This window comes from Paenibacillus sp. Y301 (genome assembly GCF_059445505.1).
This window is the reverse complement of sequence record NZ_JCAIUL010000001.1, coordinates 629536-654930: the sequence shown is the minus strand read 5'-3', so window position 1 is coordinate 654930 and position 25395 is coordinate 629536. Positions and strand designations below refer to the sequence as shown.

Below are 25395 nucleotides of genomic sequence, written 5' to 3'. Positions count from 1 at the left end.
AATTAATCCATCTGAGATATCGCGAACATTACCAATCTTTTCTATATCCCCATTACATAATTCCAGAATTCTATCATTTCACATGACAGTCTAGTTGATTTCCATTGCTTCTAGTAATAGAATGAAATAATCTTAATGAAAAGGATGCGCGAAAGCAATGTCGTTTACTGTCCCACGCAAGCTTAGTATAAGGTCATTACTCTTTTTCACTATAATCATGCTAGCAAAAACTTATTTTGCCTGGTATTTTCTATTTGAAGATGGCCCCTCTTGGAATACATGTCTTAAAGAAGTCCCCTTTATTCTGCTCGTATTTTGTTTAATCGAATGGTTTGCTACGAAACGAAAACTCGCTGTTTATATGACGGTTAATCTACTGATTACCATTTTGTTCTTTTCTTTAATTATATATCATAGTCATTTTGGTATTATTGCTACCTTCCAAGTGTTTGAACAAGTCAAACAAGTTGGAGCAGTTAAGAAGAGCATTTTTTCAGTTATTCATCCACAATATATACTTATCTTTTTGGATATTATTATTATTGGTTATGTCATGTTCAGACGTCAAAAAGCACTTGTATGGAAGAAAGCTATGTCACATCAAGCGAACCATAAAGTGCTTGTCTCGTTATTCTGTATTTCCATTGTATTATGTTCATGGAGTATTTTCCCTAACCGTGCAAGTATGAACGAAACGGTAAAAGCTGAACAAATGGGTCTTCTTAATTATGAAGCCTACTCTCTGCTGGCTCACCAAGAAGAAGAACCGATTGTTTCTTCTAACATTACACAACATGTAATTAATGAGACCAAAGGAATTACAGCCTCCGTTAAACCTGTCTTATTTGGAGCTGCCAAAGGAAAAAATCTTATTATTATTCAAATGGAGTCTTTTCAGAACTTCTTAATAAACCTATCCATTGATGGACAAGAAATAACACCTAACATGAATAAGCTCGCGGGAAGCAGTTACTATTTCCCACGTTTCTACCAGCAAGTTGGACAAGGGAACACTTCTGATGCCGAATTTATCGTGAACACTTCGTTTTATGTTCCACCAGATGGTCCTGCAACACAGCGATACGTAGATCGGGAGCTTCCAAGTTTACCGAAACTACTTCAAGAGCATGGTTATGACACTGCTACGTTCCATACAAATGATGTTGAATTTTGGAACCGTGGTGAGCTTTACAGTGCATTAGGATTTAATCGTTACTATGACAAGAGCTTCTTCGGTGAAGAGGATTCGGTATTCTATGGATCTTCTGATGAAACGCTATATGAGAAGACGGCTGCCCAGCTAGCCATCATGGATCAGAAAAACCAACCTTTCTATTCACACGTGATCTCTATGTCATCACATAATCCATTCTCGATTCCAGAAGAGAAATATAAAATGACTCTCCCAGAGCGATTCGAAGGTTCTTTTTTTGGTGATTATATCCGTGCTGAGAATTATGCTGATTATGCACTTGGTCTTTTCATTGATCAGCTCAAGGAAAACGGAGTTTGGGATAATAGTGTAATCGTCGTATACGGAGATCATCGTGGTCTTCCTATCTTCTCTCTAAAAGACGAAGATACAACGTTATTACAGGAAATCCTTGGTCATGAATATTCTGAACGTGAATTGATCAATATTCCATTGATTATTTCATCTACTGGCATTACAAAACCGAGTGTTATGGAACAGTTAGGCGGTCAAGTTGATATATTGCCAACGGTTTCGAATTTGTTAGGCATATCCCTTGATGATCATATACATTTCGGACAAGATATCCTGAATCAAACAAGTTATAACCTTCTACCTCAACGCTATTATTTACCTACTGGCTCATTTGTAAACAATGAAGAACTATTCTTATCAGGTAGCGGATTTGAGGACGGACAGCATTATACATTAGCAGGTGATGGTGTTAAATCGCTTAAAGCAACTGAAAGTGAATTTGAACGTGCTCTTGATCTCCTTCACTTGTCAGATAGCTACGTGACACAATTGCCTGAAAGAGATGTAGAGAAATAACGTCTATTATCCACATATCAAACATCAAACAAATCCCCTATAAGGTCTCTCTTTACGACTTGAGAAACCTTATAGGGGATTTTTATATTGAAATTCTGCAAAATAGCGTACTGCAATATGTCCTCACTTATACTTTTCGAAATACAACAACCGCATTGTTCCCACCGAACCCGAATCCATTGGATAACACGGTCTGAATCTTACACTCTCTTACCTCATTCGGTACATAATCCAAGTCGCATTCTGGATCGGGCGTCTCATAATTAATGGTTGGTGGAAGAACTCCCTCCATTAAGGCTTTGACGGATATCACAGCTTCCAATCCTCCGGCTGCACCAAATAGATGACCCGTAGATGCTTTGGTTGCACTTACCTTCAACTTATACGCATGACTGCCAAATACTTTCTTGATCGCCTGTGTCTCTGCCTTATCTCCGAGTGGTGTTCCTGTTGCATGGGCATTTATATAGTCCACTTCTTCTGGTAATATTCCGGCATCCTGTAATGCAGCATTCATGGCTCGAACAGCTCCCATTCCGTTGGGGTCTGGAGCTGTTATATGATAAGCATCTGCCGACTGACCGTATCCAATCACCTCAGCTAATATAGTGGCACCTCTACGCTGTGCATGTTCCCATTCCTCCAGGACCAATACCCCTGCACCCTCCGACATGACAAATCCATCCCGATTCATCTCAAATGGACGACTGGCTTGTTGTGGATGATCGTTAAACGTAGACATCGCCTTCATGTTGCAGAATCCTCCGAAAGCTAGCTCATTAATCGGAGCTTCCGCTCCTCCAGTAATCATCACGTCAGCCATCCCATTCCTAATCAGATGGAAAGAGTCTCCGATCGCATTATTCCCCGAAGCACAAGCATTAACAGGTGTGTTGTTCGGTCCTTTTGCTCCTAAATGAATAGATAACTGAGCGGAGCCCATATTGGCAATCATCATTGGAATCAGAAATGGACTGATGCGTTTCGGACTTTTTTCGAGCATTGTTTGATGATTATCCAATGTCGTCTGAATGCCACCTATCCCTGTCCCAATACTAACGCCGACACGATGTGCATTGGATTCGGTTATCGTTAAATTTGCATAATCTACAGCCATTTTACCTGCAGCGACAGCAAATTGAACGAAACGATCCATATGCCGTAATTCCCTTTTATCAAAAAATGATTCAGGATTAAAATCAGCTGCCATCCCAGCGACCTGAGTAGTGAAACCTGATGGATCAAAGCTTTCTATGCGTGATATCCCCGACTCCCCTCGAATAAGTCGATCCCAAAAGGGGTCAATCTGTGATCCAAGTGGCGAAATGACACTGATTCCGGTAACTGCCACACGTTTTTGCATATATGAACACTCTCCTTTAATTTCAATTATAAATCGGTCTCTGGTTCATGAACCTGTGGGTGTAGATACCAGTTAAGCAATAAACCTGCTTGTGTAAGTCCTGCGCCAAATCCGTAGATTAGGATACGGTCCCCATCTTGGATCTTACCTTCACGAATACCCAAATCTATAGCCAGTGGAATGGTAGCCGCTGATGTATTACCGAAATTCACTAAACTGTAAATCGTTCGTTCAAGCGGAATCTCCGTCCGCTCGCAGATCGGTTCAATAATACGTAAATTGGCACTGTGAGGAATAAACCAATCCACATCATTTATGGTTAGAGCGCTTTTCTCTAGAAGAGCTTTGATCCCCTCAGATACATTTCTAACAGCCCAACGAAATACTTCCTTCCCGTTCTGTACAAGTGCTCCAGTATTACTAAGATCCACTCCATTCAACTTCTCAGCTGTACCATTTAAATATACATGAGCACCACCGATCCCTTCGGTCTCATGATGGTACGCGACAAAACTTGTATGTTCAGGGTCAGCTTCCACAAGTACAACGCCAGCACCGTCACCGAATAAGATACAGGTTGAACGATCCGTATAATCGGTAATTTTGGACATGGCATCCGCACCAAACACGAGAACTTTACGATGTAATCCGGATGCCACCATGCCGTCAGCTACGTGAAGTGCATATGCAAATCCTGCGCAAGCGGCACTGAGATCAATAGCTCCAACAGAACGAGAAATTCCAAGTTTGTCTTGAAGCAAAGCTGCTACGCTGGGAAAAACAAAATCTGGTGTAGAAGTCGCTACAAGAATGAGATCTACATCTTTCAGGGATTTATCGTATCTTCGCATTAAGTCTTGCGCAGCAGATACGCACAAATCACTTGTATATTGATCTGGTTCACTGATGCGGCGCTCTCGAATGCCCGTACGTTGTACAATCCATTCATCATTTGTATCTACTAACTTTTCTAAATCGAAATTGGTCATTCTTTTGACGGGTACATAGGAACCAATGGCAGTGATACGTGCTTTCGATTGCTCCATTATCTCACGCTCCTAGTTGTTATCTGGTATTAGTACCTGATACTATTTTTATAATAACACATAATCATCCATTTTAATACTGTTTCCAATCGGGATAGATACTACTATCGAAACTAATGGACATAAGCAAAAAACTCAGCATGTGAGGTGCTGAGTTTTCGACGAGATGTTTATTTTTTACAAACATACCGTTCAATTTTCATGTATATTCGGAATTACCAAGGCTCCCGAAAGCCCTGTCTCCTGTTCTCAATTACGCTATTGAATTTAATCTTTAGACCCTCATACCAAGATGGAGCATCCTCAATTACGGTATCGCTATTCTCTAAGGACCATAACAATCTCGAGAACCCATACAGATTAGCGAACCTTTTAAATTTAGGCAAAAGGCTTAACTCTTCGTCATCTACCGCCATGATTGAACGATATCCTTTTAAGAAATCCTGTATACATTGTGCCGAATGTGAATCATGATTGTCATACAGATCAGCGAGCGTTGTGATAATATCCATGGCATACCAGTGGTACATCGCATCATCGAAATCTATGACTTCGAACCCTTGTTTACTCTCATCAAAGAATACGTTGTCCAATTGAAAATCATAGTGAATTAATCCAAAGCTTTCTTCCGATGTGGGTAACGATTGGAGCCATTGTGTCAATCTCATTAGTTCATCCCTAGCGTCATGCTCTTGTGGATGTTTACGCAACACATTCTCAATATCTTGTAATATATCCTGCCAACTCTTTCTTCTGACATGTGCCGGTTTATATAATTTAGATAGAGTATGAAGGGTTCCTAGAGATCTCCCCCAATTTTCACTTTGTATTCCCGTTAAGTTATCATCCAAGGGTATTCCTTTAGCTGCGCTAAAAACAACGGCATAATACGACCCTTCCGCAGTTGTTACTGTCTCAATCATCTTATCCGCTTTGGAAGCAATAGGAGATACACAGGGGAACTCATGACTTCGTAAGAATTCCATGAAATCAAGCTCTGCTATGATATTCTCTACGTTGTTCTCCTGCTCATACGAGAACCGCAAGAAATATGTATCATGGTTATGTTCAAAACTATACACAAAATTACTACTCGCCCGCCAAAATTGTAATGTTCCTTCCTCATGTTCCCACAACTGAATCAGACGTTGGGCAACGGTGTCCGAAGATAGGCCTGTCACCATATTTCTCAGGTTCATCATTTTTCTTATTTCCTCCCGCTACTTTCGAGAGGGACTAACTTATTCAACAACTAGCCCTCTCCCCAGTATGTAATGTTGATTATTTTCACTTTTCAACACACCTCACCCCTTCCAGAATGTTCGAATGATAACAAGCTACTTACAATACATATATTACCTTCGCTATTGTTCAATAGCTGTATAAAGAATTGTTTTATTTAAAAAATCCGCGTTATCGTAAAACATCAGCCACACATCTAAATCCCATATGTCCCGTGGAGCTATCGATCGTATTGAATGTGCGTGCTGCTATCCGATATCGGTTACAGTACGAACGATGGCACAGATAGGAGCCCCCTTTGATTAACTTAATCGAAGGGTCTAGCAAGATATTGGTCGCATCAGACGGTTGATTCGAAAAAGATTCCTCACTCCATTCCCACACATTCCCTGACATATTATACAGTCCAAATGCGTTGGCATCATAACTGTCTACTGGAGCAGTACCTACGAATCCATCCTCGCCACTATTCGTATGTGGGAATTCCCCTTGCCATATGTTACAGTGATGTTCGCCATCTTCATGGAGTTCATTTCCCCATGGGTATTTCCTGTCTATTACGCCACTAGAGGCAGCATATTCCCATTCAGCTTCCGTAGGTAGCCGTTTACCAGCCCAAGTAACATAGGCTATCGCATCATTCCATGATACGTGAACAACAGGGTGTGTAAGTCGGTGATCAATCGAAGAATGCCGTCCTTCAGGAAATTTCCAACTTGCTCCGTTTACCCCGATCCACCACGGCGTATCCTTCGGTGAACCTAGTATGTCTTGTTCCAATTCATCATTCACAAACAAATGAAAGACGAAAGACCACCCATATTTCTCAGCATCTGTCTCATAGCCTGTCTCCTCAATGAAACGTGCAAATTGTTCGTTCGTTACAGCATATGTATCCATATAAAAGGAAGGAATGTACACTTCTCTTCGAATTTGGTTTCGAGACTTGCATCATGATCACACTCCATAATTAAAAATGAAAACTGCCGATTGTTATTCGGCAGTCCGTTATAATATGTTGTATTAATACTATTTACTTCTGTTTACTTACCAATTTACTTGCTTCATTATGTTGGTTTACAGGGATGTTCTTCCCTACCGTCACACGACGTACAACACGGCGTTCTTCATAATCTGCAATCGCATAATGTTGTGTAGCTAAGTTATCCCAGATGACGACATCCCCTTCTGTCCATTGCCAACGAACTGTATTTTCTAGACGCTCAACGTATGAGTTGAATATGCTAAGCAGTTGCTCGGATTCACTCGATGTATAACCTTCTAATTTACTGACAAACCCACCTAATAGTAGATGCTTTTTTCCTGTTTCCGCATGAAAATGTACAACAGGATGTCTTGTTTTAAACACAGTGGATTCAAAACTTGCCCGGTATTTCTGAATATTCTCGTCATCACCCAACTTACTTGGGCTAAAAGGAGCATAGTCGTACTCATTCGTGTGAATTGCCCATAAATCATCTGCTAAAATTCTTAGTTCTTCAGGCCGATCTTCATAAGCTGTGTTTGTGTTCGCCCAGACCGTATCTCCTCCTACGGATGGAATCGTTACACCTCTTAAAATAGAGTATTTTGGCACTTCCGGTACGAACGTTACATCCGTATGCCAATGGTTAGCTTTAGCACCATGAATAGAATCCAACTCGAATATCGCACTCGTATTATCTTTTACAGGTACTGTTGGATGAGCATATAATTCACCTAATCGTTTGGAAAATTCCTCTTGGCTTGCGTCATCTAAATGATTCTGTCCTTTGAAGAACACAACTTTGTGTTCCTGGATCGCTTGCTGAATTTCACTAAACACTTCTGGATCTAACTCCCCGCTTAATTGAACCCCTTGAATTTCGGCTCCAATACGCCCTGCTACAGGTACCACTTTTAATTGCTGTTGTTGTGTTGTCATTTCATGATTCCTCCTCATTTTTATTTGGATTATTTTTTCAAAAGAAGTGCACTTGACTCATTATGTTGATTCTTCGGTACGTTCTTACCTACGGTCACACGACGCACGATACGTCGTTCTTCATAATCAGCAATCGCATAATGTTGTGTAGCTAAGTTATCCCAGATCGCCACATCGCCTTCAGTCCATTGCCAACGTACTGTATTCTCAAGACGTGTCACGTAAGATTGATAAATGCTGATTAAGCTTTCAGATTCACTACTTGAATATCCCACAAGCTTCCTAGCAAAATTCCCTAAAAGTAGATGTTTCTTGCCGCTCTCCGCATGAATATGTACAACAGGATGTTTGATATTGAACACCGTTGATGCAAAAGAATTCCGGTATTTCTCCTCCGCTTCCTCATCTGTTGCTTGGCTAATCGTCAATTTGGCATAATCAAATTCATTGGAATGAATTCCCCATAGCTCATCCGCTAGTTTTTTCAAACCTTCAGGTAGATCTTCATAAGCTGTATTCGTATTGGCCCAGACCGTATCACCACCCACGGAAGGAATGGTTACACCTCTTAGAACGGAGTACTTCGGCACTTCAGGTACAAATGTAACGTCTGTATGCCATTGATTGGCTCTTGCGCCAGAATGTGAATCAATCTCTAAGATCGAACTTGTATTATCTCTAACGGGTACGGTCGGATGAGCGTATAGCTCGCCTAGTAATGTCGAGAACGCCTCTTGACTCGCATCATCTAAGTGATTCTGTCCTTTGAAGAATACTACTTTGTGCTCCTTTATTGCCTCTTTGATCTCATTGAACACCGCGGGATCTAACTCTCCACTTAATTGAACCCCTTGAATTTCAGCTCCGATACGGCCCGCTACGGGTACTACTTTGATTTGTTGTTGTGTTGTCATTGTTTTTCCCTCCAGAATATTATTTTTTGGTTCATCTCACATATCACATCTAGATAGCTAATTTCGAAAGAAAAAAAGAGATTCAGCAAAAGGGAATGAAGCCCTTTTACCGAATCTCTGACCGAACAGTCGATTCTTTTCTTTGGTTTAATAAACTACTTGAACATGATGTAGTGTGGGTGTGATGTTGAATTGAACGTATCATAACAAGGTCAGAAATAGTCTGTCAACCACCAAATTTATTATTCCCATTAATTTAGTTGGTATTAAGTATTGATAATGATTTAAATTCATGGCTAAATTATAGCCAGTTCCATAAATCACGTGAATCCACTAGCCAACTAGAGATTCAGTAGAATGATGTTTCTGTCATTTTGCTGGATCTCTTTTTAATTATATATCTCTGGAAGGGTGAGAAAGATCCATGGTATCCACATTAGAAATTGCACAAGTCAGCAAATCTTTTAAGAATGATAATGGGAGTGTTCATATCCTCGATCAATTAGATCTTTCGGTGAAAGACGGGGAATTCGTAACCATCATCGGTCCAAGTGGCTGTGGTAAGAGTACACTACTCAAGCTCATAGCAGGTCTAGATTTAGACTTTCAAGGTCACATTGAGGTGGGGTCTCAAGAAGTTCACGGTCCCTCCAAGGACAGAGGTTTTATTTCTCAAGAACATCGCTTATTTCCTTGGCTAACGACGGAGAAGAATATTGCGAGCAACCTATCTTTGAAAGATCCGAATGTTCGCCAAAGAGTGAACGATCTCATTGCTCTCGTGAATTTAAAAGGATTTGAAAAAGCATACCCACGCCAATTATCCGGTGGGATGTCCCAGCGCGTAGCGATTGCTAGAGCTTTACTTCGAAATCCCAAGATTCTCTTGTTAGATGAACCTTTTGGTGCATTGGATGCTTTCACACGTTCTCATTTGCAGGAAGCCTTACATGACATTTGGGAAAGTAATAAAACAACGATGGTACTTGTCACGCATGATATTGATGAATCTGTCTTCTTATCATCTAGAGTTGTCGTAATGGATGCGAAACCAGGTCGTATTAAAGCCATTGTGCCGATCGATCTAACATATCCTAGAACAAGAGCCAGCAAGGCTTTCCAAGAATACAGACCGTAATTCTAGAACATCTCGATCACAAGATCGATGAGAAGGAAGATTTCAGTATATAAAATCCAAAATATATTTATATAAAAGAAAGGAACATGTTCATGAGCACAGTAGTACTTACGCAAAACAAAGAAAAATCGGTTAAGAAAAGAAAGCTGACGACGACCCGAGGAATCATTGTATTCCGTGCGTTATTTCTACCCATCTTGGTGCTGATCGTCTGGGAAATATTAACCCGAATAGACGTGTTGCCGTCCCTATTATTCTCATCTCCCTTCTTGATCGTTACACGAGGCTTTGAATTAGCTGCTTCAGGGAAACTGTGGGATCATATGGAGATCAGTCTAATCCGTGCTTTACTAGGCTTCTTATTAGGAGGTTTACTCGGATTACTATTCGGAATTCTGGTAGGGATGAACAGCCGATCTGAACACTATCTAAACCCTACTCTGCAAATGGTTCGTACCGTTCCTTTACTAGCGATCACCCCCCTATTTATCCTGTGGTTCGGGTTTGGTGAGCTATCCAAAGTCCTATTAATATCCCTAGGCTCATTCTTCCCATTGTACATGCAAGCCTTTCTCGGCATAAGAAATATCGATAACAAACTGTTTGAAGTGGCCAAAGTCATGGAATATAATCGTTTCCAACAAATCACGAAACTGATGTTACCCTCCGCACTGCCCAATATTCTATTAGGTGTCCGATTGTCATTAAGCGTCGCATGGATGTGCTTAGTCGCAGCTGAACTATTAGGTGCAGACCGAGGGATCGGCTTCATGATCCAAGATGCCCGATCCTTCATGCAGACAGATACCGTCTTTGTCGGCATTATCATCTTCGCCCTTGCAGGTAAACTCTCGGATTCATTTGTTCGTTTCTTGGAGCAGCGATTATTGAAGTGGCAGGATAATTTCAAGGCTTGAGTTGTGGGGATGTTGGATGGGTTTATAGGAGGGGAGTAAAAGACAGCTCCTTTTCTATATTATTATACGAATATTCTTGTTCTATATGGATTTTCGTTGTTAATCGAACGTTTGTTTTGGTTTCTTTATGATGCTTGGTGATGGGTTTCGTCATGGGATTTTCCGTTGACGTGAGGAAGGCGGTCGTGCTGATTATCACGAATGTTTCACTGTCATACGCCGCCGTCCTTAATCCAAGTTACGAACGCTTTACAAGCAATAGTCCATCGATCAAACCAGAAGCCTGTATCCGCGCCTTAAATTTAGAGATCAGTAATTCCCTTTATTTCGTTACCGTAAAGATCGTATCATTTTCTTTAAGATACTTTATTCTTTCCAAATAATCTTGTTCTGCTTGAGTTTCTGTTAGTATATCATTGGAAACTAACAAGTCATAAAATGATTTCAACATCTGTGCTGATATAGGCATGGGATGTCTCTCGGAAGTAATCATCATTCTTTGACCGTCAATCAGGACAGAAGCTATTCTTTCAGCCTGAACAAGCTCAATCTGTACGCCGTTCCTGTCCATTACAAAATACATTTCCTTTCCGTTTGCAAGCACTAACTGTTGTACTTCTGTCCCGTTTGCCAAGCGACTCTGCATTTCTTTTATTGAGTAGCCCGGATTCGGATCATTTATCAAAAGCCAGTTAGCAAAATCTGTTGCGTCGACACCTTTAGTTTCATATTTTTCCCAAACCATCCCCTTGTCCTTGCTAATCATTATGGAGTTATCATTCGTTACATACAGATACATCTCGTCGTCAATATATACTGCCTTATAATTTGAAGCGATAAGGTTGTCGATCAACTTCGGCACATCCAATTTAGTAAATGTTAAATCAAGCGGCATTGAGGCAGTCTTGGATTCGCCTTGGCTTAAAGCAGGTGTACGTTCTACCATAGATTCGACTACTGGGTTGACGAAACCCGGGGCCGCTTCCGTTTTGTCCAGTGCAGAAGTAGCAAAGATCGTAACGATACCGGATATAATCACAATAGCGAGCAGCATCGTTGTGATCGAGGCTTTCTTGGTTTTCATAATCGATATAATCCTCTCTTCGGTTGGATTTTTGGAAAAATTACTAATCATTGGGGACAACCCACTTTTCTTTTCTTCCAAACGTACAAGTGCCATGGCATAAGCAGGCTTCATGCTTTCTCCAAATGTCCATATGACCGTTTCATCACAGGATAGCTCGATGTCACGGTTGGCAAAGATGTACATGACCCACACGAAAGGGTTGAACCAATGGACACACACGCCAACAGTAAGCAACCATTTTTTAAGTGTGTCAAATCGCTTGATGTGAGTAAATTCGTGGGTAAGAATAAGCGTAAGTTGTTTTTCATCATTATAATCTAAATTTTTCGGCAAGAGTACAATAGGCTGAAAAATACCATAGGTAAGCGGAGTCAAAATTTTATCTAATTTCCGAATTTTTATCTTTCGCCATAAAGAGTTTGAATTCTGCCAGTTACTGATAAAGTCACTTTTAATAGGTAACGACATTTTGTAATTATTGCGACACCTTAGATGTGGGATGATGAAATACAAAGCGCATAACGTAAAACCAATAAGCCAAGCCAATATAATAAGTGATATTTGTGAAGTTATCTGCAGTGGTACGGTTGGTATAGTCAAATTGTCTGTTATGAGTGGCATGACAACCGTACCACCTTCTAAAAAGGATGAACTTTCCGTTATGGGAGTTACCTCTTGTACTGTAAATGTCCTCCTTAAATAGTTAACCACCGTAAAAATGCTAAACTGCGAATGAACAGAAACAGGTACTATCAGTTGGAATAACGCAACACCCCAAAGGAATATAAAAGTTATTTTGGGCAACTTGTGAATGAGCACGGAACGACAGAACATAACCGCAAGAATAAAGATTGAAGTCGAAAAACTTAATTCAAGTAACGACATCCCCCACTTCATTTCAAGCTCTCAATAAGTTGTTTTAAGTGATTAATTTCCTCAGTTGACAGCCGTCTCTGTTCCAAAAGTGAAGCAATCAACCTGTCGGGGGCACCATTATACATCTTGTTTATAAGTTCTGTTGTTTCGTGTTCTTGCGCCTGCTCTCTTGTAACAAGCGCACGGCATACGAAATTTGGCTCTTGCCGCTCAATCACCCCTTTATCAATGCATCTTTTGATGATGGTATAGGTCGTTGTCTTGCTCCAACCGACTTTTTCCTTTGTAATTTCTGCAATTCTCTTTGCGACGGTATCGCCATCTCTCCATAAGATTTCCATAATATTAAGCTCGCTGTCGAAAAGCTTCATAACCATATGAAAGCACCTCATTCATTATTATTCTATTGTAGTAGAACCACGTATTCACATTCTACTACAGTAGAATATTTTTATCTAGAGCGTTCTACCATTACTACATCATCTCACCTTTAAGGGCAATCGAAATTCAGGATAAATTGCACTAATGTCCGTTTGTGCATACATTCCGATTAAATAGACATGTCGAAACTCTAATAACAGCGAGGGTTTACATATGTTTTGCGCAAAAAAAACGATAATTTCAAAAATGGGATAATTAAATCATAGAAAAACCGCCTTACATTGAAGACGGTCAATTCTGAACTACCGTTACCTGTTAGATGAAGAAGAAAATTGAAGCGTATTCCACAAGATACTTATAATTAGAGTATTATTGCCACTAAAGCAGAAAATACAACTACAAAGATCGGAATAATATATAAACATTGCCTTTTTCTTTTAGGAACAAGAAATAAAATAATAATTATCATTAAAGCATATAATATTTCAGTGCCAAGCATATAAACATAGTTCCCCTTACTTATAAGAACATTTTCGTATTGCATGAATTTTTCATAATAGTTTACTGTAGAAAGATAGACTTTATATCCTTCAAATGCTATCGCTGAAATTGGAAACGCTGTAATAATACTGGAAATTAAGTGATTAGCATGAGAATACCAAATTATATAGGCTGGGATCGTTGATAGTAATGCAAGGATGCACCAAAAAATTATATATTTTAATGGAAAAGGTTCAAGTACTAACATTGTATATATGTAGTACGAAAGTAACATTGAAATAAGGAATATAAAAACACGTGTTGCCGCTAATTTAGGCGTGTAAGAATATACAGCTATCAAAGTGGAAATAAATATCCATATTCCCCAATTGCCTTCCGATGTATCCTAAAATTGAAATTTCATTAGGCATTATGGGTGAATCGAGTATTTTAGCAACGAAACCCAATGTAATTCCTAAAATGGATGAAAATAAAACTGAATATGCTATTTTCTTTTTGCCTACTCTAATATTAGTACGACGTATTCTATTAAATATTAAAAACACACTCATAAACAACCATCCTTCGGAAGTTCGAAACATATTGTTACATCTGACAAAGATGGTATTTCCACTTGCTATTTTTCAACAACCCATAGCCCGTTTGAAATACTATAACATACTTAACATTACCGGTTTTACCAATGGTTAGATTCTATACAATGGCGACCAATTCGAGGTTAAAGGCGCTAGCGAATTTCAGCGTATCCCATACTAAGTGGGAACGGTGTAGATCCAATGTAACACAATAACCGCTATAATTACAGTTATTAACAATACGTATATAAACGTCCCTATTTTAGCGATGCATTGATAGACCGAAAAAGACGCCTTCAAACCCTTCCAATGTACGATTAAGGGCATTTTATCCAATCCCATATCTAGGTAATCTTGTGTATCGACGTGAGGAAACGACAGGAACTCTTACAGAGTCAGAACTATAAAAATTCGCAGAAAAGCACAAGCAGATAATCAAACTTGTTACCTTAAATGCTCATCCTGCATTAGTGTCTGACGAAGATTTCGAAGCGATTCAAATACTCATGCGTAAGAAGGGGACGCATAAAAGTAACGGTAAAGAAAGCCTACTTTTCCTATATCGTTGTTTGCCCCCACCACCCAACCTCTCGGCTAGGAAATTGACGATCTTTGGGCATCTGTCTATAGATTTGACATAAACAAAGAAACCTGTCATATCTCAACTATTGTGATTCAGAACCATCATTGTTCAGTACACTACATGACTTGTCTGCCTGTCCTTATACTTTCTTAAGCAAATGTGTAAATCCAAAAATAGAGACTCAGTCATTTGATGGTATTAGTTAATCATCTTCACCTTCAGGATCTGAATCCGTGAATATCTCATCTAGTACTTTCTCCCTATTCTCGAGAAAACGTCTTGTGATGATATAGTGCAACGTATCTTCGTATCGAATTTCTGCAACAGGATGATCATCGAAGTTTAATATCTGTGCATCAGGGTAACCGAGAAGAATCGGAGAGTGTGTCGCTATGATAAACTGGGCGTCATTCCCCAAATCCTTAATGATACGTAATAATGCCAATTGCCGTGCTGGTGAAAGAGCTGCCTCTGGCTCGTCGAGTAAATAGATTGCCTTTTTCCCGAAACGATTGTTAAAAAGGGACAGAAAAGCCTCCCCATGCGATTGCTGATGTAAGGATCGCCCCCCATAATTCCCCAAACTCTCTGGCATTGTATCCAGATGTGAAGCAAAGTGATAAAAGGTTTCAGCCCTAAGAAAAAATCCATTTGTAATCTTTGGCATCCATGACAAACGAATATGATCACCCAATCCAGATTGGGAAGCGTCTACCTCATAGGTATTATTCTTACTACCACCTGCCGTATTAAAGCCACATTGATAGGCTATTGCCTCCAAGATCGTTGATTTCCCCGAACCATTTTCTCCAACGAAAAACGTGACATTCGACTTGAATTCAAGCGTGTTCAGATTCTTTATAGCTAAAATAGAAAATGGATATTCGTTATAGTTAACCTCATTTTTTCTCATCATCTCAAGACTTCGTAAGAACAAAATACCCTCTCCTAACCATTCTTCTACAATTCAGAAAGTACAATAATTGTAACATATTGACCTTCTTTTGTTGTAGCAATTAGGAATAGTCGTCAAATCCAGCGTTTCAGACGGGATAATCGCTCTAAAGTTGCGTTGACCATACAAACTCAAAAAACAGACATTTGCCATTTGCTTTCTATGGCGCCTGTCTGTTTCTTATATATTGGATAAACTGATCCTTAATTTTGAATAAGATCATTCAGATTACGGAAAGATACTCTTCTATCACTTATCTAATCATTAATTGGTATATCTGAACTCGTTCCGTCATTCTTCACAAGATATAAGTAAACTTTATTATCTTTAGGATTAACATAGGATATCGAATACATATACAATTCATTATTTTTCCATTCAATATATAAAAAAGCTCCAAGTTTTTTATTAATCAGACCGTCGTGATCAATAGCCTGATCATCATTAACAGGAAAATAATCTTTACGATTATAATCAGGCGTTTTGAAATATTCATATTTCCAATAGGAGTCACTACCATTTTCTGAATCGCTATTATGTGCTATCTCAAATTTTTCACTAAATAATGCTTGTACCTCTTCTTTTGTTAATCCCAATTTTAGTTTCTTTTTGATTTCCTTCATTTTCTCAATTACTTTTTGATCTTTTTCTTGAACTTCTCCAGCAATAGGAACGGTTGCCTTAGTTTCAGTAACTGTTGTTATTGCAATGGTTTTTGTATCCTCATTCCACTGAACTTGTCCACCCATTTTCTCCACAATTGCTTTTGCAGGCAGATAAGAAGTGTCATTGAAAAAAATCGGATCCAGTGCAGTACCGTTATTGTCTTTAGGTATCCAAGTTTTACTGTTTATTGTAAACTTGATACCGTGATCTAAGTAAGCTTGGATATTTTCCACACTTCCGGCTGCAAATCCAGTAGCACCAAATACCAAGCTGCAAGCAGCTATGACCGTAATTTGTTTCCATTTCAATTTTATTCACCTTCCTCTTATAAAAATTTTCATCAAGTATTTCGTTGAGGTTTTAAGGATATAATCAATATTACCATATAATTACAAATAAAAAAACGAATAATGCTGATTAAAGTCCACATTCTTCCTCTATTTAATTCAAAAATATCGAAATGGAGATGATTAGAACGAAAAACATCATATTATACTTGATATTAATAGTGTTTGTTTCTTCTTGTTCTACTGAGGCTAGTCTGAATGGAATTGAAAATAAGGAAACCTCAGATTTAAGTCTTATTAATATTTCACTATATCGTGCTGATTCTCATAGAGTTCAACCCGAACTTATCATCGCTGAAAGTGATCCAACAAAAATAAATTCAGCATTAAAATGGGCACAAACTGGAAATTATATAAATATACCATCTGTAAAAGATATTAATAGGATTTATATCCTTCAATTTCAATATAGTACCGATACTAGCACTGAGAACATGTATTATATGTATGTTACAGATAAAAATAAAAATCAATTTCTCAAACAAATTAACAGTAACCAAATTACTGATCTTGATGTATACAATCCAACGGTAAATGATCTAATTTTAAAAAAGGTAGGATTGGATGAGTGGCTATACGTTTCCCCGTCTACTTTATTGTTAGGGTAAAATGTAACATATTCTTACCCTATGTCGATTAGCATTAGATATTATTGTCTTCCGACAGATTCCGTGTTGTGCAGTACAATTGATACGAACCTACTTGGGACGCTAATAAGCGGTGTTTAATGAGATATGATTGTTGTCATTCGAAATTTGTAAACGTCCCGGACTTGACTCCGCGGCTAACGGTACAAGTTCTTGTCCATTGTCGGCTATTAAAAAAACCGCGCCCAGCGCGGATTCCATTAGGTATATGTTCCTGTCCTCTCAGCTACCAAGCTTTTGAGATAGAGTAGATTTGCCCGATCCCCCTGATCCAATAACTAATATTCGGTTCATATTTCCTCCTTTTTATCTCGTCAAGCATAAACGGCTTCGCCGTCCTTTAGAGGCGATGAAACGTTTAGCGTTGAAATATAATTCTATTTATAAGTACTGGACAGTAAAAAGTTCTACAGCGCTAAGAAACCAGCAAATCGCGCTCCACATCAACATTTTCCTGCTTGGATTTAATTATTTTCGTTATGGATAAATGCGGGTTTTGAGCAAACAAGCGAAAAATAGACTTGCGTAAATAAGCGGCAACGCTGGCCTCTGAGACTACGGCATGGGAGGGCGTTCGCAGATAGCGGAAAAACACCCCTGACGCCCGGCCTGAAAAACGCAAGGCAACCAGTTGCAGGAGTCCCATCGCAATGCACTGGCACATCACGAATCCCTCAATCGCCTGAATCGTTTTTTGGATGCGTTGCCGGTCTTGTTCGTTCGTGACTGCTTCCAGCGGATGAGCTTCCTCTTTTTTCAAAAAACGGTTCAGCTTCGGCATGGACTTGCTCCAAAAGCGGTAGCCGAAGACGCCGATCACCTGCTTCATTTCCCGAATCGTGCACTCGATCTTGAAGCGATAACCGTACAAGCGGATGATATCTACGGCTGCTAAAGTCAGATCGGTACTGACCAAAATGGAGCAGCGGCCCTGATGAACCACCAGCACAAAGCGCAATTCCTGATACAAGCCCTGGGCCCAAAGCAGATCCTGGCACAGAAATTGAACCGTCTCTTCTTTGCCGTACAGCGGAACGGTCGCGGTTTGAAAATCGGCAGTACGAGTTGTGAACAACGCCTTGAGTTTGACCGATTTTCCTTTTTTCGGCGGTCGGCCACGTCCCGGCTTCTTCGCAGGGGGGCGTTCGTAGGCAACCACGTTCGATTTGGCTTTCGTCACCAGATGCATGCGGGTTTCCGAAGCAAGATGGCACGCGTTCAGTCGCTCCAAGGCCGGAACCGATAAGAAGTACCGATCCAAGAGCAGCAAGGCTTGACCGAAGCCTTTTGCAGCCTCGAAGCCTTGTTCAATCATCTGAACGACATGGGAAGGCGACTCTGGTTCGCTCTCTGTTTTCTTCCATTTCAGAATGGTTTTGACGCCGTCTTGCAGATTCATAAACAAGGGCAAGCAGAACCATTTCCGGGAATCGCCGACCAGAATGCCGATGGCTCCGAACAAATGACCAAAGATATAGTCACCCTTAGAGACATTTTCGGATTCCTGATGGAGTTTCTTGACCCCTGGCATCCGGCGGCCTTCCTTGGCCTGCTTCATGCCGTCGCCGACGAGCACCACGCGATTCTGAATCACCAGCAACGGCGCAGACTGACGAACGACCTGAAGCCAAATCCGCCGCAACGCTTGCGGCGACCAGGCAGACGAACGGAAGAAGTGGATCAGCGTCTCGTAGCAGCGGCCATTCAGCGAGAGATCTCGAATCACGGAAATCACACCCAGATGGTCGGAGCGCAGCATAAAGCCGATGACTAGAACGACGAACCATTCGAACGTGGCTTGTCTGGAAAAGCAGGAACGGAAAGGTTGTAAAAGGGTATTCAAGTATTTGAGCATATAGGTATAGTCAATCGCTCGGAAATGGGGTAAACTGCTTTTGTAACCCATTTGGCAATTATTCCTTTCGTGTGAGAACTAAAGGATACCATAATTCGCTCGATTGGGTTATTTTTCTACGCGACGATTTTTCGACAAGAACTTTTGACTGTCCAGTAATTTATAAGGGATGCAAAAAAGACCTCCACAATGGGAGCGCTGTCGTCAACGAAAAAGCCGCTATATGATATCTTCAAGGACGGAAAATCTCAATTATTATGAGTGTTCGTAAAGGTATACCTTTACAAAGAAATAAAGTCACCAGAGAAAAATGAGAAATATGTATAAGATATGGAAACATTTTACTTGTTCGAACCGTCTATATAGTGAAAGTTGAATTATATTATCATCCCAAAAGAGGAAAATCATTGAAAAATTCTAAATGGGGGAAAAAATTAATTGTCACATCAATGACAGTTGTTTTCTCTTTAATGGCAGCAACGGCAAGCGCTGATACTGGAACCACGCACATTAAAACAGGTTCAATATCAGGTGGTGCAAGCAGTATTACCTATTGGTACGATACATCTGTTTCATCATACGGTCAAAATGGCGCTGTAGATAACGCGAGAAGTAAGTGGGATGAAGCATCATCCGGAATTGCCTTTAGTTCTGGAAGTTCCTCAACTGCAAAATTAAAAGTTTATGCCGGTGAATACTCACTTCCGGGAGGTACTTACGGAGAAACCTCTTACTGGCTTTTTAACGGAACGCTATAACAAATGGGTCAAACTATGAGGTAGCTGTCGTTGTTATAGATGCTAGTTGGACAAGCAGTTGGACACCGCAAGAAAGATTTATGAATGCTGGACATGAAATTGGTCATGTACTCGGCTTAAATCATTTTGAAAACGCACCGGCACACTCAGGAGATCATTGGATGAAATCGGGTAAGTATGCCCTGACTTCACCTACAGCTATTGATTTGGCTCATGTAAGAACAAAATGGGGGTGGTAAGCATGAAGAAAATTATAGTATTGACAACCGTTGCTTCTTTAGCAATTGGGCTAGGGATATTTTCATATTCAAATAGCTCTACTGTAGATAGCAAGAACGATATTGCTACAATAAGTAAGAATGCTCAAAATAAAGTTGATTCAATCGCGAAGAAATCTGCACCATCTGTATTACGTACAGATAAAATCGAAGCCAACCATGCAATTTTCACAAACGCAGATGATGCAGAATCTCAATCAGATGCTGTAGTTAAAGTCATTGCAACTGGTGAAAGCAAAAACATCATTGAAAATTTTGATTGGGGGCCTTCGGGCAGAACAGAAACTAAGGTGAAAGTAACCCAAGTATATAAGGATTCTACAAAACAGGAAATCGGTTCTGAGCTTGTAACATTCGAACCTTCCTATGTGATCGAAGACAACGAGGGTAGCGTTAGAATGAATTATGAAGATTACACACCAATACAAGAAGGTAAGGAATATATTTTATTTCTAGTGTGGAGCGAAAAGCTTGGCGGATATTGGGTTAATGCTCTGGAACAAGGTAAGCATGAGGTATCTGGAACTGATGTAGAAGAAAAAACCATGCAAGCTACGAATGACCAATATAATGAACTGAAGAAAAGTGTATTAGAAAAATATAAACAATGACTATACCAGGTTAACCAAAGTAGTGCCTAGATTCAGGGAGACCACTAAAAAAGTAGTGTTTTTGGAAAACTCATGAATTTTAGAGGGTCAAATATGACTCCCTATACGTAAAACGAGCCTTAGAAGCAATTCTAGAGGCTCGTTTTCTTTCACATATTTTTCCGTTCTGAAAAAGCGGACTTTATCAGTGACCTCAGATTCAGGCACTACTTTTTTTTGTTAGATGCACAGACTAGAAGCCCGAGTAATTGATACCTTTCCAAACCGACTTATCATCGGCTTAACAATGGTATTGAATAAAAATACCAAATAAAAGAAATAGATTAATAGGATGAATAAAACATTCAAAACTGGCATCATTTCTTGTGCATTGGTACTTAACTTAAGTCTAGTATCCGTTGCTATGGCTGCACCAGACGACTCCAATGCAGCCCAATCATTTACTGAGGTTCAGACTTCTGGAGTCTCCAAAGCAAAAGTTGGAATCTATCAAGGCGACGAAGCCATCATTATGGATGACAAGGGTAACCAAACAACCGTAGGTGAGCTTGAAAAATATACAAGCTTCGTTGCACCGACGGATGCTATTGGTAAAGATATCATCAAGTCTTCCCTACAATTTGAACAAATAACTCCCTTTTCTTCAGTTGCCTATGGAAGCGCTTGGGCTTATTATCAAGAAAATTCAACCAGCATTAACTGCTACGGTTACGCAGTTGGAATTCCTTGGGCAATGAACCCTGGTGATGGTGATGGTACTTCAAATGTATTTGATACTGGCTACTTTACTAACGTTAATTACGGTGCTGGACTTGCCGTTTCAGACGGAAATTACAACCAATTATACCTGAATAATTCATGGATAATTCTTTCCAGTAGAACAGCTGCGATAAATAGCGATGAGCATCGTATCGCTTTCCGAGTCGGCTGGATTGATTCTAATAACAACGGAAAAGTTGATGTTTATTCAGATGTGGTTGACTATCACTTCATGGTTCAGAATGACACTGGTAAATGGTCAGAAAAACATGGTGAGGAACCATCCATTAACACTGGTATTACTCACCCAAGCTCTTTTAGCTGGAATCTTTACACTTGAATCAATTTCATAAATTCAAAGCCTTACTGTGCTTAAGTTTTTAGAACACAAGCATAGACGGCTTCGCCGTCCTTTAGCGGCGATGAAACGTTTAGCGTTGAAATATAATTCTATTTATAAGCAGAAATACTTATAAATTCTTATATTTTAATAAATCCTTCAAATACGCAGCTAACTCTTTCGCTGTTTGCTCATGGGCTAATACTCCAGGATGGCTTCTTGCACCGACAGTTTCCTCTGTCATATTGGGAAGTTGAACAACAGAGACCTTCTTCTCACCTGTGTTCTTGCTATAGGCATCGACCGCACGATAGATCGCTGGCATCATGGGGATACCTAGCATTCCGTAAGCCCATACGATGTGTGCATTTTTATTATTTTTTCTAAGCTCCATCAGAAACTTCTCGGCAGCGTCCTCAAAAGCTTGTATATCATCCTTATGAAAAGTACCATCATCATTTAATCGTTGCTTATGGATCTCCCCTGTTATGCTATCTTCCCATTCTGGTGAATGAAAAGCTCCCCCATCGTTTGTTCCAAGATTAACGACAACAACATCTGGCTGCCACGTATCAAAATGATATTCTTGCATAGCACCCAAAGCTTCATTCTTAGCTCCAGTAAGAAGACCACACACCTGCTCATAGCACGCTGGAATGTTACCCTGTGGATTATTATCCCAACTTGTAAGAACTCCCCACCCACTCTGGGAAATCACTCTATAGTCTGCATTCAGAGCATCTGCTGTCATCGCAGTATAATTATGTATTGCACTAAACCACATCGGAATCCAATCTTCTTCAGCTTGAGCTCCAATCGCTCCTTCACCGGAAGTAATACTGTCACCAATAAATTCTATTTTAAAAGGTTTGTCCTCCACAGGTAGAAATTCTCCATCCGCCTTCACAGCATGAATCTGCAAAGAGCAATCAGGGTCCCCACTCATCGCTTGCACATCTTTTACAATACGAACATTATTCACAACACTGTTATTCATGCCTCTAAATATACAAACCCAATACCTTCCTGCTGTTAGCATTTGTCTACTTACTGGAACTGAGTTAATAACTACACTAATCCAAGGCTCATAAACATCATAATCCACTTCTACTTCAATCCACAACTCAGATCCCTTTACATTGAATTCAATCGCACTACCTGTCCAAAATAATGTTAAAGGAGAAAGACTTCCTGTTGTTCTACCATGAACTTTTAAATGTTCGATTTCAGATAAAGCATGTACCTGCAATTGATCATTCTGATTCATTATATTACCTCCTAATTTCCCCTACACGGCATTAATGCATGGTGTTTATTAATAAATCTTTTGGTTATTTCTCCTACAATAATCGGAAGCTGCATCCAGACATAAGCATGGTTACTTGCGTCCAATCTATATGATTTCTGTTTTTTTTGAAAAGTGTATGTCATGTAAACCCCTCGTTTTCCGTTAAGAACGCTGCCTTCTCTGCCGCCACCTTCTGTGTGTTCGCATAACTTTGCCCTTTACCTCTATGAGATCTGTTCAATTCCCCCAACAGTTTTGGTTCCTTTTCAAGGGTATCAAGGTTCATCGTTATGACCATACATATCTCACAAAAACTATCCACCTGTAGCTGCACATCTCCTATGGAGAGCCGCCGCCCAATCCAATCCCCTTCGAATAGCGATTCATCGTTCAGAGCGATAACAAAATTCCCACGAAACTGCCGTTGATCCAGTGATTGCCCCCCCCCCCCGAATTTCACCAACGATTGATTGCAATTAAAATGCCTCCACTTACTATAAAATACAACTACAACTATTCTCTCATTCTACAAGAATTCCTAATTACTTGAAATTATATATATTTAATTAGGATATATGTTTTATACTATGACTGTGACTGTGACATATATTGCAGATTGAAATAATGCTCTGAACCCTATTCCTGGAATTATAAAAAGAGGTGACTTGCAGTGATGCCAAATGAAATCCCAAGTTATGACTTTGTCTTTACACAAGCTGCAATGGGTATGGCTTTTATTTCGTTTAAGGGAACCCTTCTGAAACTGAATTCTGCATTATATGATCTTTTGGGATATGATCCGAATGAGTTTGATTCATCCTCTCCTTCCGTCCGTACCCTTCTAGAACAAATCTATGAAAACGCTCAGTTGCGAAAGTCAGTTCCATCCATGAACATCAAACCGTATCGATATGAACAGAATTACCCCCATCCATCTGGACACCGGTTATTACTAGATATCAGTATTTCTATCATTCGGGATGCCAATGACGCACCTCTGTTTTATTTTGTTCAATTTGAGAATAAGACCAGCGCCAGACAAATGGAGATTCACCTAGAGGTTGCGAAGACAAATCTACTTGAGAAAGAGAAATCTTTCCTGAAACTGTTGGAAGAACTGCCTCAAGCCATCCTTATAACTAAGCAAGGGATTATTCAGTATGCGAATCCAGCAGGATTACAATTAATTCATGCAGAGAGCCTGGATCAAGTACTTGGTCTGTCCACTATGGATATTATAGATCATTCCAATTATGAAATCCTCACAGAACGAAGAAGAAAGTTTTACAGTGATAAAACATTAGACTCTGTCTGCTACCTAATCAATTGTTTAAATGGTCAGCAGAAATATGTGGATGGAGTTACATTACCGATTACATATAAGGGAAACGGAGCCTTCATCGGAATATTTAAAGATATATCATATCAAATGCTGGAAGATGAACGGATAATCCAATCCGAGAAGTTATCTACTGCGGGGCAATTAGCAGCCGGAATTGCTCATGAAATACGGAATCCCCTTACAGCCATTAACGGATTTATGAAGCTACTTCGCTCTTCTGAGCGGATGAATAATAAATATTTTTCTATTATTGAGTCAGAACTAAAACGCATCGAATTCATCGTCAATGAGCTACTTGTCTTATCCAAACCTCAAACGACGCATATCAGTAAACCTGTGGATTTGTTGTCGTTACTAGAGCAAGTAATCACATTAATGAACGGACAAGCAGCGTTGAAGAACATCAATATTCTCCCTGTATGTACGGATAAATATATATGGATTCATGGTGAGAATTATCAGCTTAAACAGGTATTTATTAATTTATTTAAAAATGCGATGGAGGCGATGAATAACGGAGGAAACATAGTTATTCATATTCTAACAAATGAAAGTGAAGCTCGAATCAGTGTGAAAGATGAAGGTTCCGGGATGACAGAAGATCAGATCAATTCACTTGGTAAGCCGTTTTATACGACCAAAGAAACAGGAACGGGTCTTGGTTTTATGATCACTCAGAATATTATACATAACCATGGCGGAGCAATCACTGTAGAAAGTCTCCCCCATCAAGGCACCACTTTCACTGTGATCATTCCAACAATTATAGTGCCAGCTGATGTTCAACCATTTCCATGACTATTACGTTAGACGATCTCAAGAGTCACATCTTAAATCTAAAATCAAATGCTAGTACTTAGAGTCATATTATAGCTACCTGGAGTCCATTACATACAGCAATTACATATAGCAAAGCAGTGATTCTCCTGATATTGGACAAACGCTGCTTTGTGTTATTGGTCGCCCTTCTATCTGCTTC

General features: G+C 39.7%; 22 protein-coding genes. 9 read left to right on the top strand and 13 right to left on the bottom strand.

From position 1 onward, the window contains the following. The first annotated feature begins 157 nt into the window (after window positions 1-157). A complete protein-coding gene (locus AC1D69_RS03175) occupies window positions 158-2023 on the top strand; it encodes an LTA synthase family protein (protein WP_495454680.1) in 1866 nt (621 codons plus the stop codon). Window positions 2024-2150: 127 nt separating this feature from the next. On the opposite strand, the gene fabF is transcribed toward AC1D69_RS03175, so the two are convergent. The 6 genes from fabF to AC1D69_RS03145 all read right to left on the bottom strand — a co-directional run bounded on the left by fabF (window position 2151) and on the right by AC1D69_RS03145 (window position 8512). Beyond that, window positions 2151-3386: a beta-ketoacyl-ACP synthase II gene (gene fabF / locus AC1D69_RS03170; RefSeq protein ID WP_495454679.1), complete on the bottom strand. Its 1236-nt coding sequence runs from the start codon at window positions 3384-3386 to the stop codon at window positions 2151-2153. 26 nt (window positions 3387-3412) lie between these two features. After that, a complete protein-coding gene (locus AC1D69_RS03165; RefSeq protein WP_495454678.1) occupies window positions 3413-4432 on the bottom strand; it encodes a ketoacyl-ACP synthase III in 1020 nt (339 codons plus the stop codon). A 215-nt stretch (window positions 4433-4647) separates the two neighbouring features. Continuing rightward, complete coding sequence (locus AC1D69_RS03160; protein ID WP_495454677.1) at window positions 4648-5634, bottom strand: phosphotransferase enzyme family protein; 987 nt, start codon at window positions 5632-5634, stop codon at window positions 4648-4650. A gap of 211 nt (window positions 5635-5845) precedes the next feature. Further along, complete coding sequence (locus tag AC1D69_RS03155) at window positions 5846-6595, bottom strand: formylglycine-generating enzyme family protein (RefSeq protein WP_495454676.1); 750 nt, start codon at window positions 6593-6595, stop codon at window positions 5846-5848. Window positions 6596-6707: 112 nt separating this feature from the next. Then, on the bottom strand, window positions 6708-7598 hold the full coding sequence (locus tag AC1D69_RS03150; protein WP_495454675.1) for a TauD/TfdA dioxygenase family protein: 891 nt from the start codon (window positions 7596-7598) through the stop codon (window positions 6708-6710). A gap of 29 nt (window positions 7599-7627) precedes the next feature. Beyond that, window positions 7628-8512 carry a TauD/TfdA dioxygenase family protein gene (locus tag AC1D69_RS03145; protein WP_495454674.1) on the bottom strand — a complete coding sequence of 295 codons (885 nt, stop codon included), beginning with the start codon at window positions 8510-8512 and terminating at the stop codon, window positions 7628-7630. A 424-nt stretch (window positions 8513-8936) separates the two neighbouring features. On the opposite strand from AC1D69_RS03145, the gene AC1D69_RS03140 reads away from it, so the two are divergent. Both AC1D69_RS03140 and AC1D69_RS03135 read left to right on the top strand, forming a co-directional pair. Then, the gene (locus AC1D69_RS03140; RefSeq protein ID WP_495454673.1) at window positions 8937-9650 is read left to right on the top strand and encodes an ABC transporter ATP-binding protein; all 714 of its coding nucleotides are present in this window, start codon (window positions 8937-8939) and stop codon (window positions 9648-9650) included. Window positions 9651-9742: 92 nt separating this feature from the next. Next, a complete protein-coding gene (locus tag AC1D69_RS03135) occupies window positions 9743-10567 on the top strand; it encodes an ABC transporter permease (RefSeq protein ID WP_495454672.1) in 825 nt (274 codons plus the stop codon). A gap of 322 nt (window positions 10568-10889) precedes the next feature. On the opposite strand, the gene AC1D69_RS03130 is transcribed toward AC1D69_RS03135, so the two are convergent. The 4 genes from AC1D69_RS03130 to AC1D69_RS03115 form a co-directional block, all read right to left on the bottom strand. After that, a complete protein-coding gene (locus AC1D69_RS03130; RefSeq protein ID WP_495454671.1) occupies window positions 10890-12551 on the bottom strand; it encodes a M56 family metallopeptidase in 1662 nt (553 codons plus the stop codon). After that, window positions 12548-12907: a BlaI/MecI/CopY family transcriptional regulator gene (locus tag AC1D69_RS03125; protein ID WP_495454670.1), complete on the bottom strand. Its 360-nt coding sequence runs from the start codon at window positions 12905-12907 to the stop codon at window positions 12548-12550. Before AC1D69_RS03125 ends, AC1D69_RS03130 begins: the two co-directional genes overlap by 4 nt. Before the next feature lie 1865 nt (window positions 12908-14772). Next, window positions 14773-15507, bottom strand: coding sequence for an AAA family ATPase (locus AC1D69_RS03120; RefSeq protein WP_495454669.1), 735 nt, complete (start codon window positions 15505-15507; stop codon window positions 14773-14775). Between the two features lie 275 nt (window positions 15508-15782). Continuing rightward, window positions 15783-16499: a stalk domain-containing protein gene (locus tag AC1D69_RS03115; RefSeq protein WP_495454668.1), complete on the bottom strand. Its 717-nt coding sequence runs from the start codon at window positions 16497-16499 to the stop codon at window positions 15783-15785. A 152-nt stretch (window positions 16500-16651) separates the two neighbouring features. Here AC1D69_RS03115 and AC1D69_RS03110 point away from each other — a divergent pair, with 152 nt between their 5' ends. Further along, a complete protein-coding gene (locus AC1D69_RS03110; protein WP_495454667.1) occupies window positions 16652-17146 on the top strand; it encodes a hypothetical protein in 495 nt (164 codons plus the stop codon). 454 nt (window positions 17147-17600) lie between these two features. Here AC1D69_RS03110 and AC1D69_RS03105 read toward each other — a convergent pair whose 3' ends face one another. Further along, the gene (locus tag AC1D69_RS03105) at window positions 17601-19091 is read right to left on the bottom strand and encodes a transposase (protein ID WP_495454666.1); all 1491 of its coding nucleotides are present in this window, start codon (window positions 19089-19091) and stop codon (window positions 17601-17603) included. A 314-nt stretch (window positions 19092-19405) separates the two neighbouring features. On the opposite strand from AC1D69_RS03105, the gene AC1D69_RS03100 reads away from it, so the two are divergent. From AC1D69_RS03100 to AC1D69_RS03085, 4 genes are all read left to right on the top strand, one after another. Then, window positions 19406-19798, top strand: a complete 393-nt coding sequence (locus AC1D69_RS03100) for a hypothetical protein (protein WP_495454665.1) — start codon at window positions 19406-19408, stop codon at window positions 19796-19798. 80 nt (window positions 19799-19878) lie between these two features. Next, a complete protein-coding gene (locus AC1D69_RS03095) occupies window positions 19879-20037 on the top strand; it encodes a hypothetical protein (protein WP_495454664.1) in 159 nt (52 codons plus the stop codon). 2 nt (window positions 20038-20039) lie between these two features. After that, window positions 20040-20687 carry a hypothetical protein gene (locus tag AC1D69_RS03090; protein WP_495454663.1) on the top strand — a complete coding sequence of 216 codons (648 nt, stop codon included), beginning with the start codon at window positions 20040-20042 and terminating at the stop codon, window positions 20685-20687. A 370-nt stretch (window positions 20688-21057) separates the two neighbouring features. Continuing rightward, the gene (locus AC1D69_RS03085) at window positions 21058-21786 is read left to right on the top strand and encodes a hypothetical protein (protein ID WP_495454662.1); all 729 of its coding nucleotides are present in this window, start codon (window positions 21058-21060) and stop codon (window positions 21784-21786) included. 130 nt (window positions 21787-21916) lie between these two features. On the opposite strand, the gene AC1D69_RS03080 is transcribed toward AC1D69_RS03085, so the two are convergent. Together AC1D69_RS03080 and AC1D69_RS03075 are read right to left on the bottom strand one after the other, a co-directional pair. After that, complete coding sequence (locus tag AC1D69_RS03080; protein ID WP_495454661.1) at window positions 21917-23053, bottom strand: SGNH/GDSL hydrolase family protein; 1137 nt, start codon at window positions 23051-23053, stop codon at window positions 21917-21919. Window positions 23054-23213: 160 nt separating this feature from the next. Further along, window positions 23214-23534, bottom strand: a complete 321-nt coding sequence (locus AC1D69_RS03075; RefSeq protein WP_495454660.1) for an MOSC domain-containing protein — start codon at window positions 23532-23534, stop codon at window positions 23214-23216. A 213-nt stretch (window positions 23535-23747) separates the two neighbouring features. Here AC1D69_RS03075 and AC1D69_RS03070 point away from each other — a divergent pair, with 213 nt between their 5' ends. After that, window positions 23748-25214, top strand: a complete 1467-nt coding sequence (locus AC1D69_RS03070) for an ATP-binding protein (RefSeq protein WP_495454659.1) — start codon at window positions 23748-23750, stop codon at window positions 25212-25214. Window positions 25215-25395 lie beyond the last annotated feature (181 nt).

What these genes read in the sequence shown, in the direction of transcription:
- AC1D69_RS03160 (WP_495454677.1), bottom strand. Translation starts at nt 5,634, where the DNA reads ATGATGAACCTGAGAAATATGGTGACAGGCCTATCTTCGGACACCGTT.
- AC1D69_RS03150 (WP_495454675.1), bottom strand. Translation starts at nt 7,598, where the DNA reads ATGACAACACAACAACAGCAATTAAAAGTGGTACCTGTAGCAGGGCGT.
- AC1D69_RS03125 (WP_495454670.1), bottom strand. Translation starts at nt 12,907, where the DNA reads ATGGTTATGAAGCTTTTCGACAGCGAGCTTAATATTATGGAAATCTTA.
- AC1D69_RS03110 (WP_495454667.1), top strand. Translation starts at nt 16,652, where the DNA reads ATGGAGATGATTAGAACGAAAAACATCATATTATACTTGATATTAATA.
- fabF (WP_495454679.1), bottom strand. Translation starts at nt 3,386, where the DNA reads ATGCAAAAACGTGTGGCAGTTACCGGAATCAGTGTCATTTCGCCACTT.
- AC1D69_RS03165 (WP_495454678.1), bottom strand. Translation starts at nt 4,432, where the DNA reads ATGGAGCAATCGAAAGCACGTATCACTGCCATTGGTTCCTATGTACCC.
- AC1D69_RS03095 (WP_495454664.1), top strand. Translation starts at nt 19,879, where the DNA reads ATGAATGCTGGACATGAAATTGGTCATGTACTCGGCTTAAATCATTTT.
- AC1D69_RS03140 (WP_495454673.1), top strand. Translation starts at nt 8,937, where the DNA reads ATGGTATCCACATTAGAAATTGCACAAGTCAGCAAATCTTTTAAGAAT.
- AC1D69_RS03175 (WP_495454680.1), top strand. Translation starts at nt 158, where the DNA reads ATGTCGTTTACTGTCCCACGCAAGCTTAGTATAAGGTCATTACTCTTT.
- AC1D69_RS03135 (WP_495454672.1), top strand. Translation starts at nt 9,743, where the DNA reads ATGAGCACAGTAGTACTTACGCAAAACAAAGAAAAATCGGTTAAGAAA.
- AC1D69_RS03080 (WP_495454661.1), bottom strand. Translation starts at nt 23,053, where the DNA reads ATGAATCAGAATGATCAATTGCAGGTACATGCTTTATCTGAAATCGAA.
- AC1D69_RS03145 (WP_495454674.1), bottom strand. Translation starts at nt 8,512, where the DNA reads ATGACAACACAACAACAAATCAAAGTAGTACCCGTAGCGGGCCGTATC.
- AC1D69_RS03070 (WP_495454659.1), top strand. Translation starts at nt 23,748, where the DNA reads ATGCCAAATGAAATCCCAAGTTATGACTTTGTCTTTACACAAGCTGCA.
- AC1D69_RS03105 (WP_495454666.1), bottom strand. Translation starts at nt 19,091, where the DNA reads ATGGGTTACAAAAGCAGTTTACCCCATTTCCGAGCGATTGACTATACC.
- AC1D69_RS03090 (WP_495454663.1), top strand. Translation starts at nt 20,040, where the DNA reads ATGAAGAAAATTATAGTATTGACAACCGTTGCTTCTTTAGCAATTGGG.
- AC1D69_RS03130 (WP_495454671.1), bottom strand. Translation starts at nt 12,551, where the DNA reads ATGAAGTGGGGGATGTCGTTACTTGAATTAAGTTTTTCGACTTCAATC.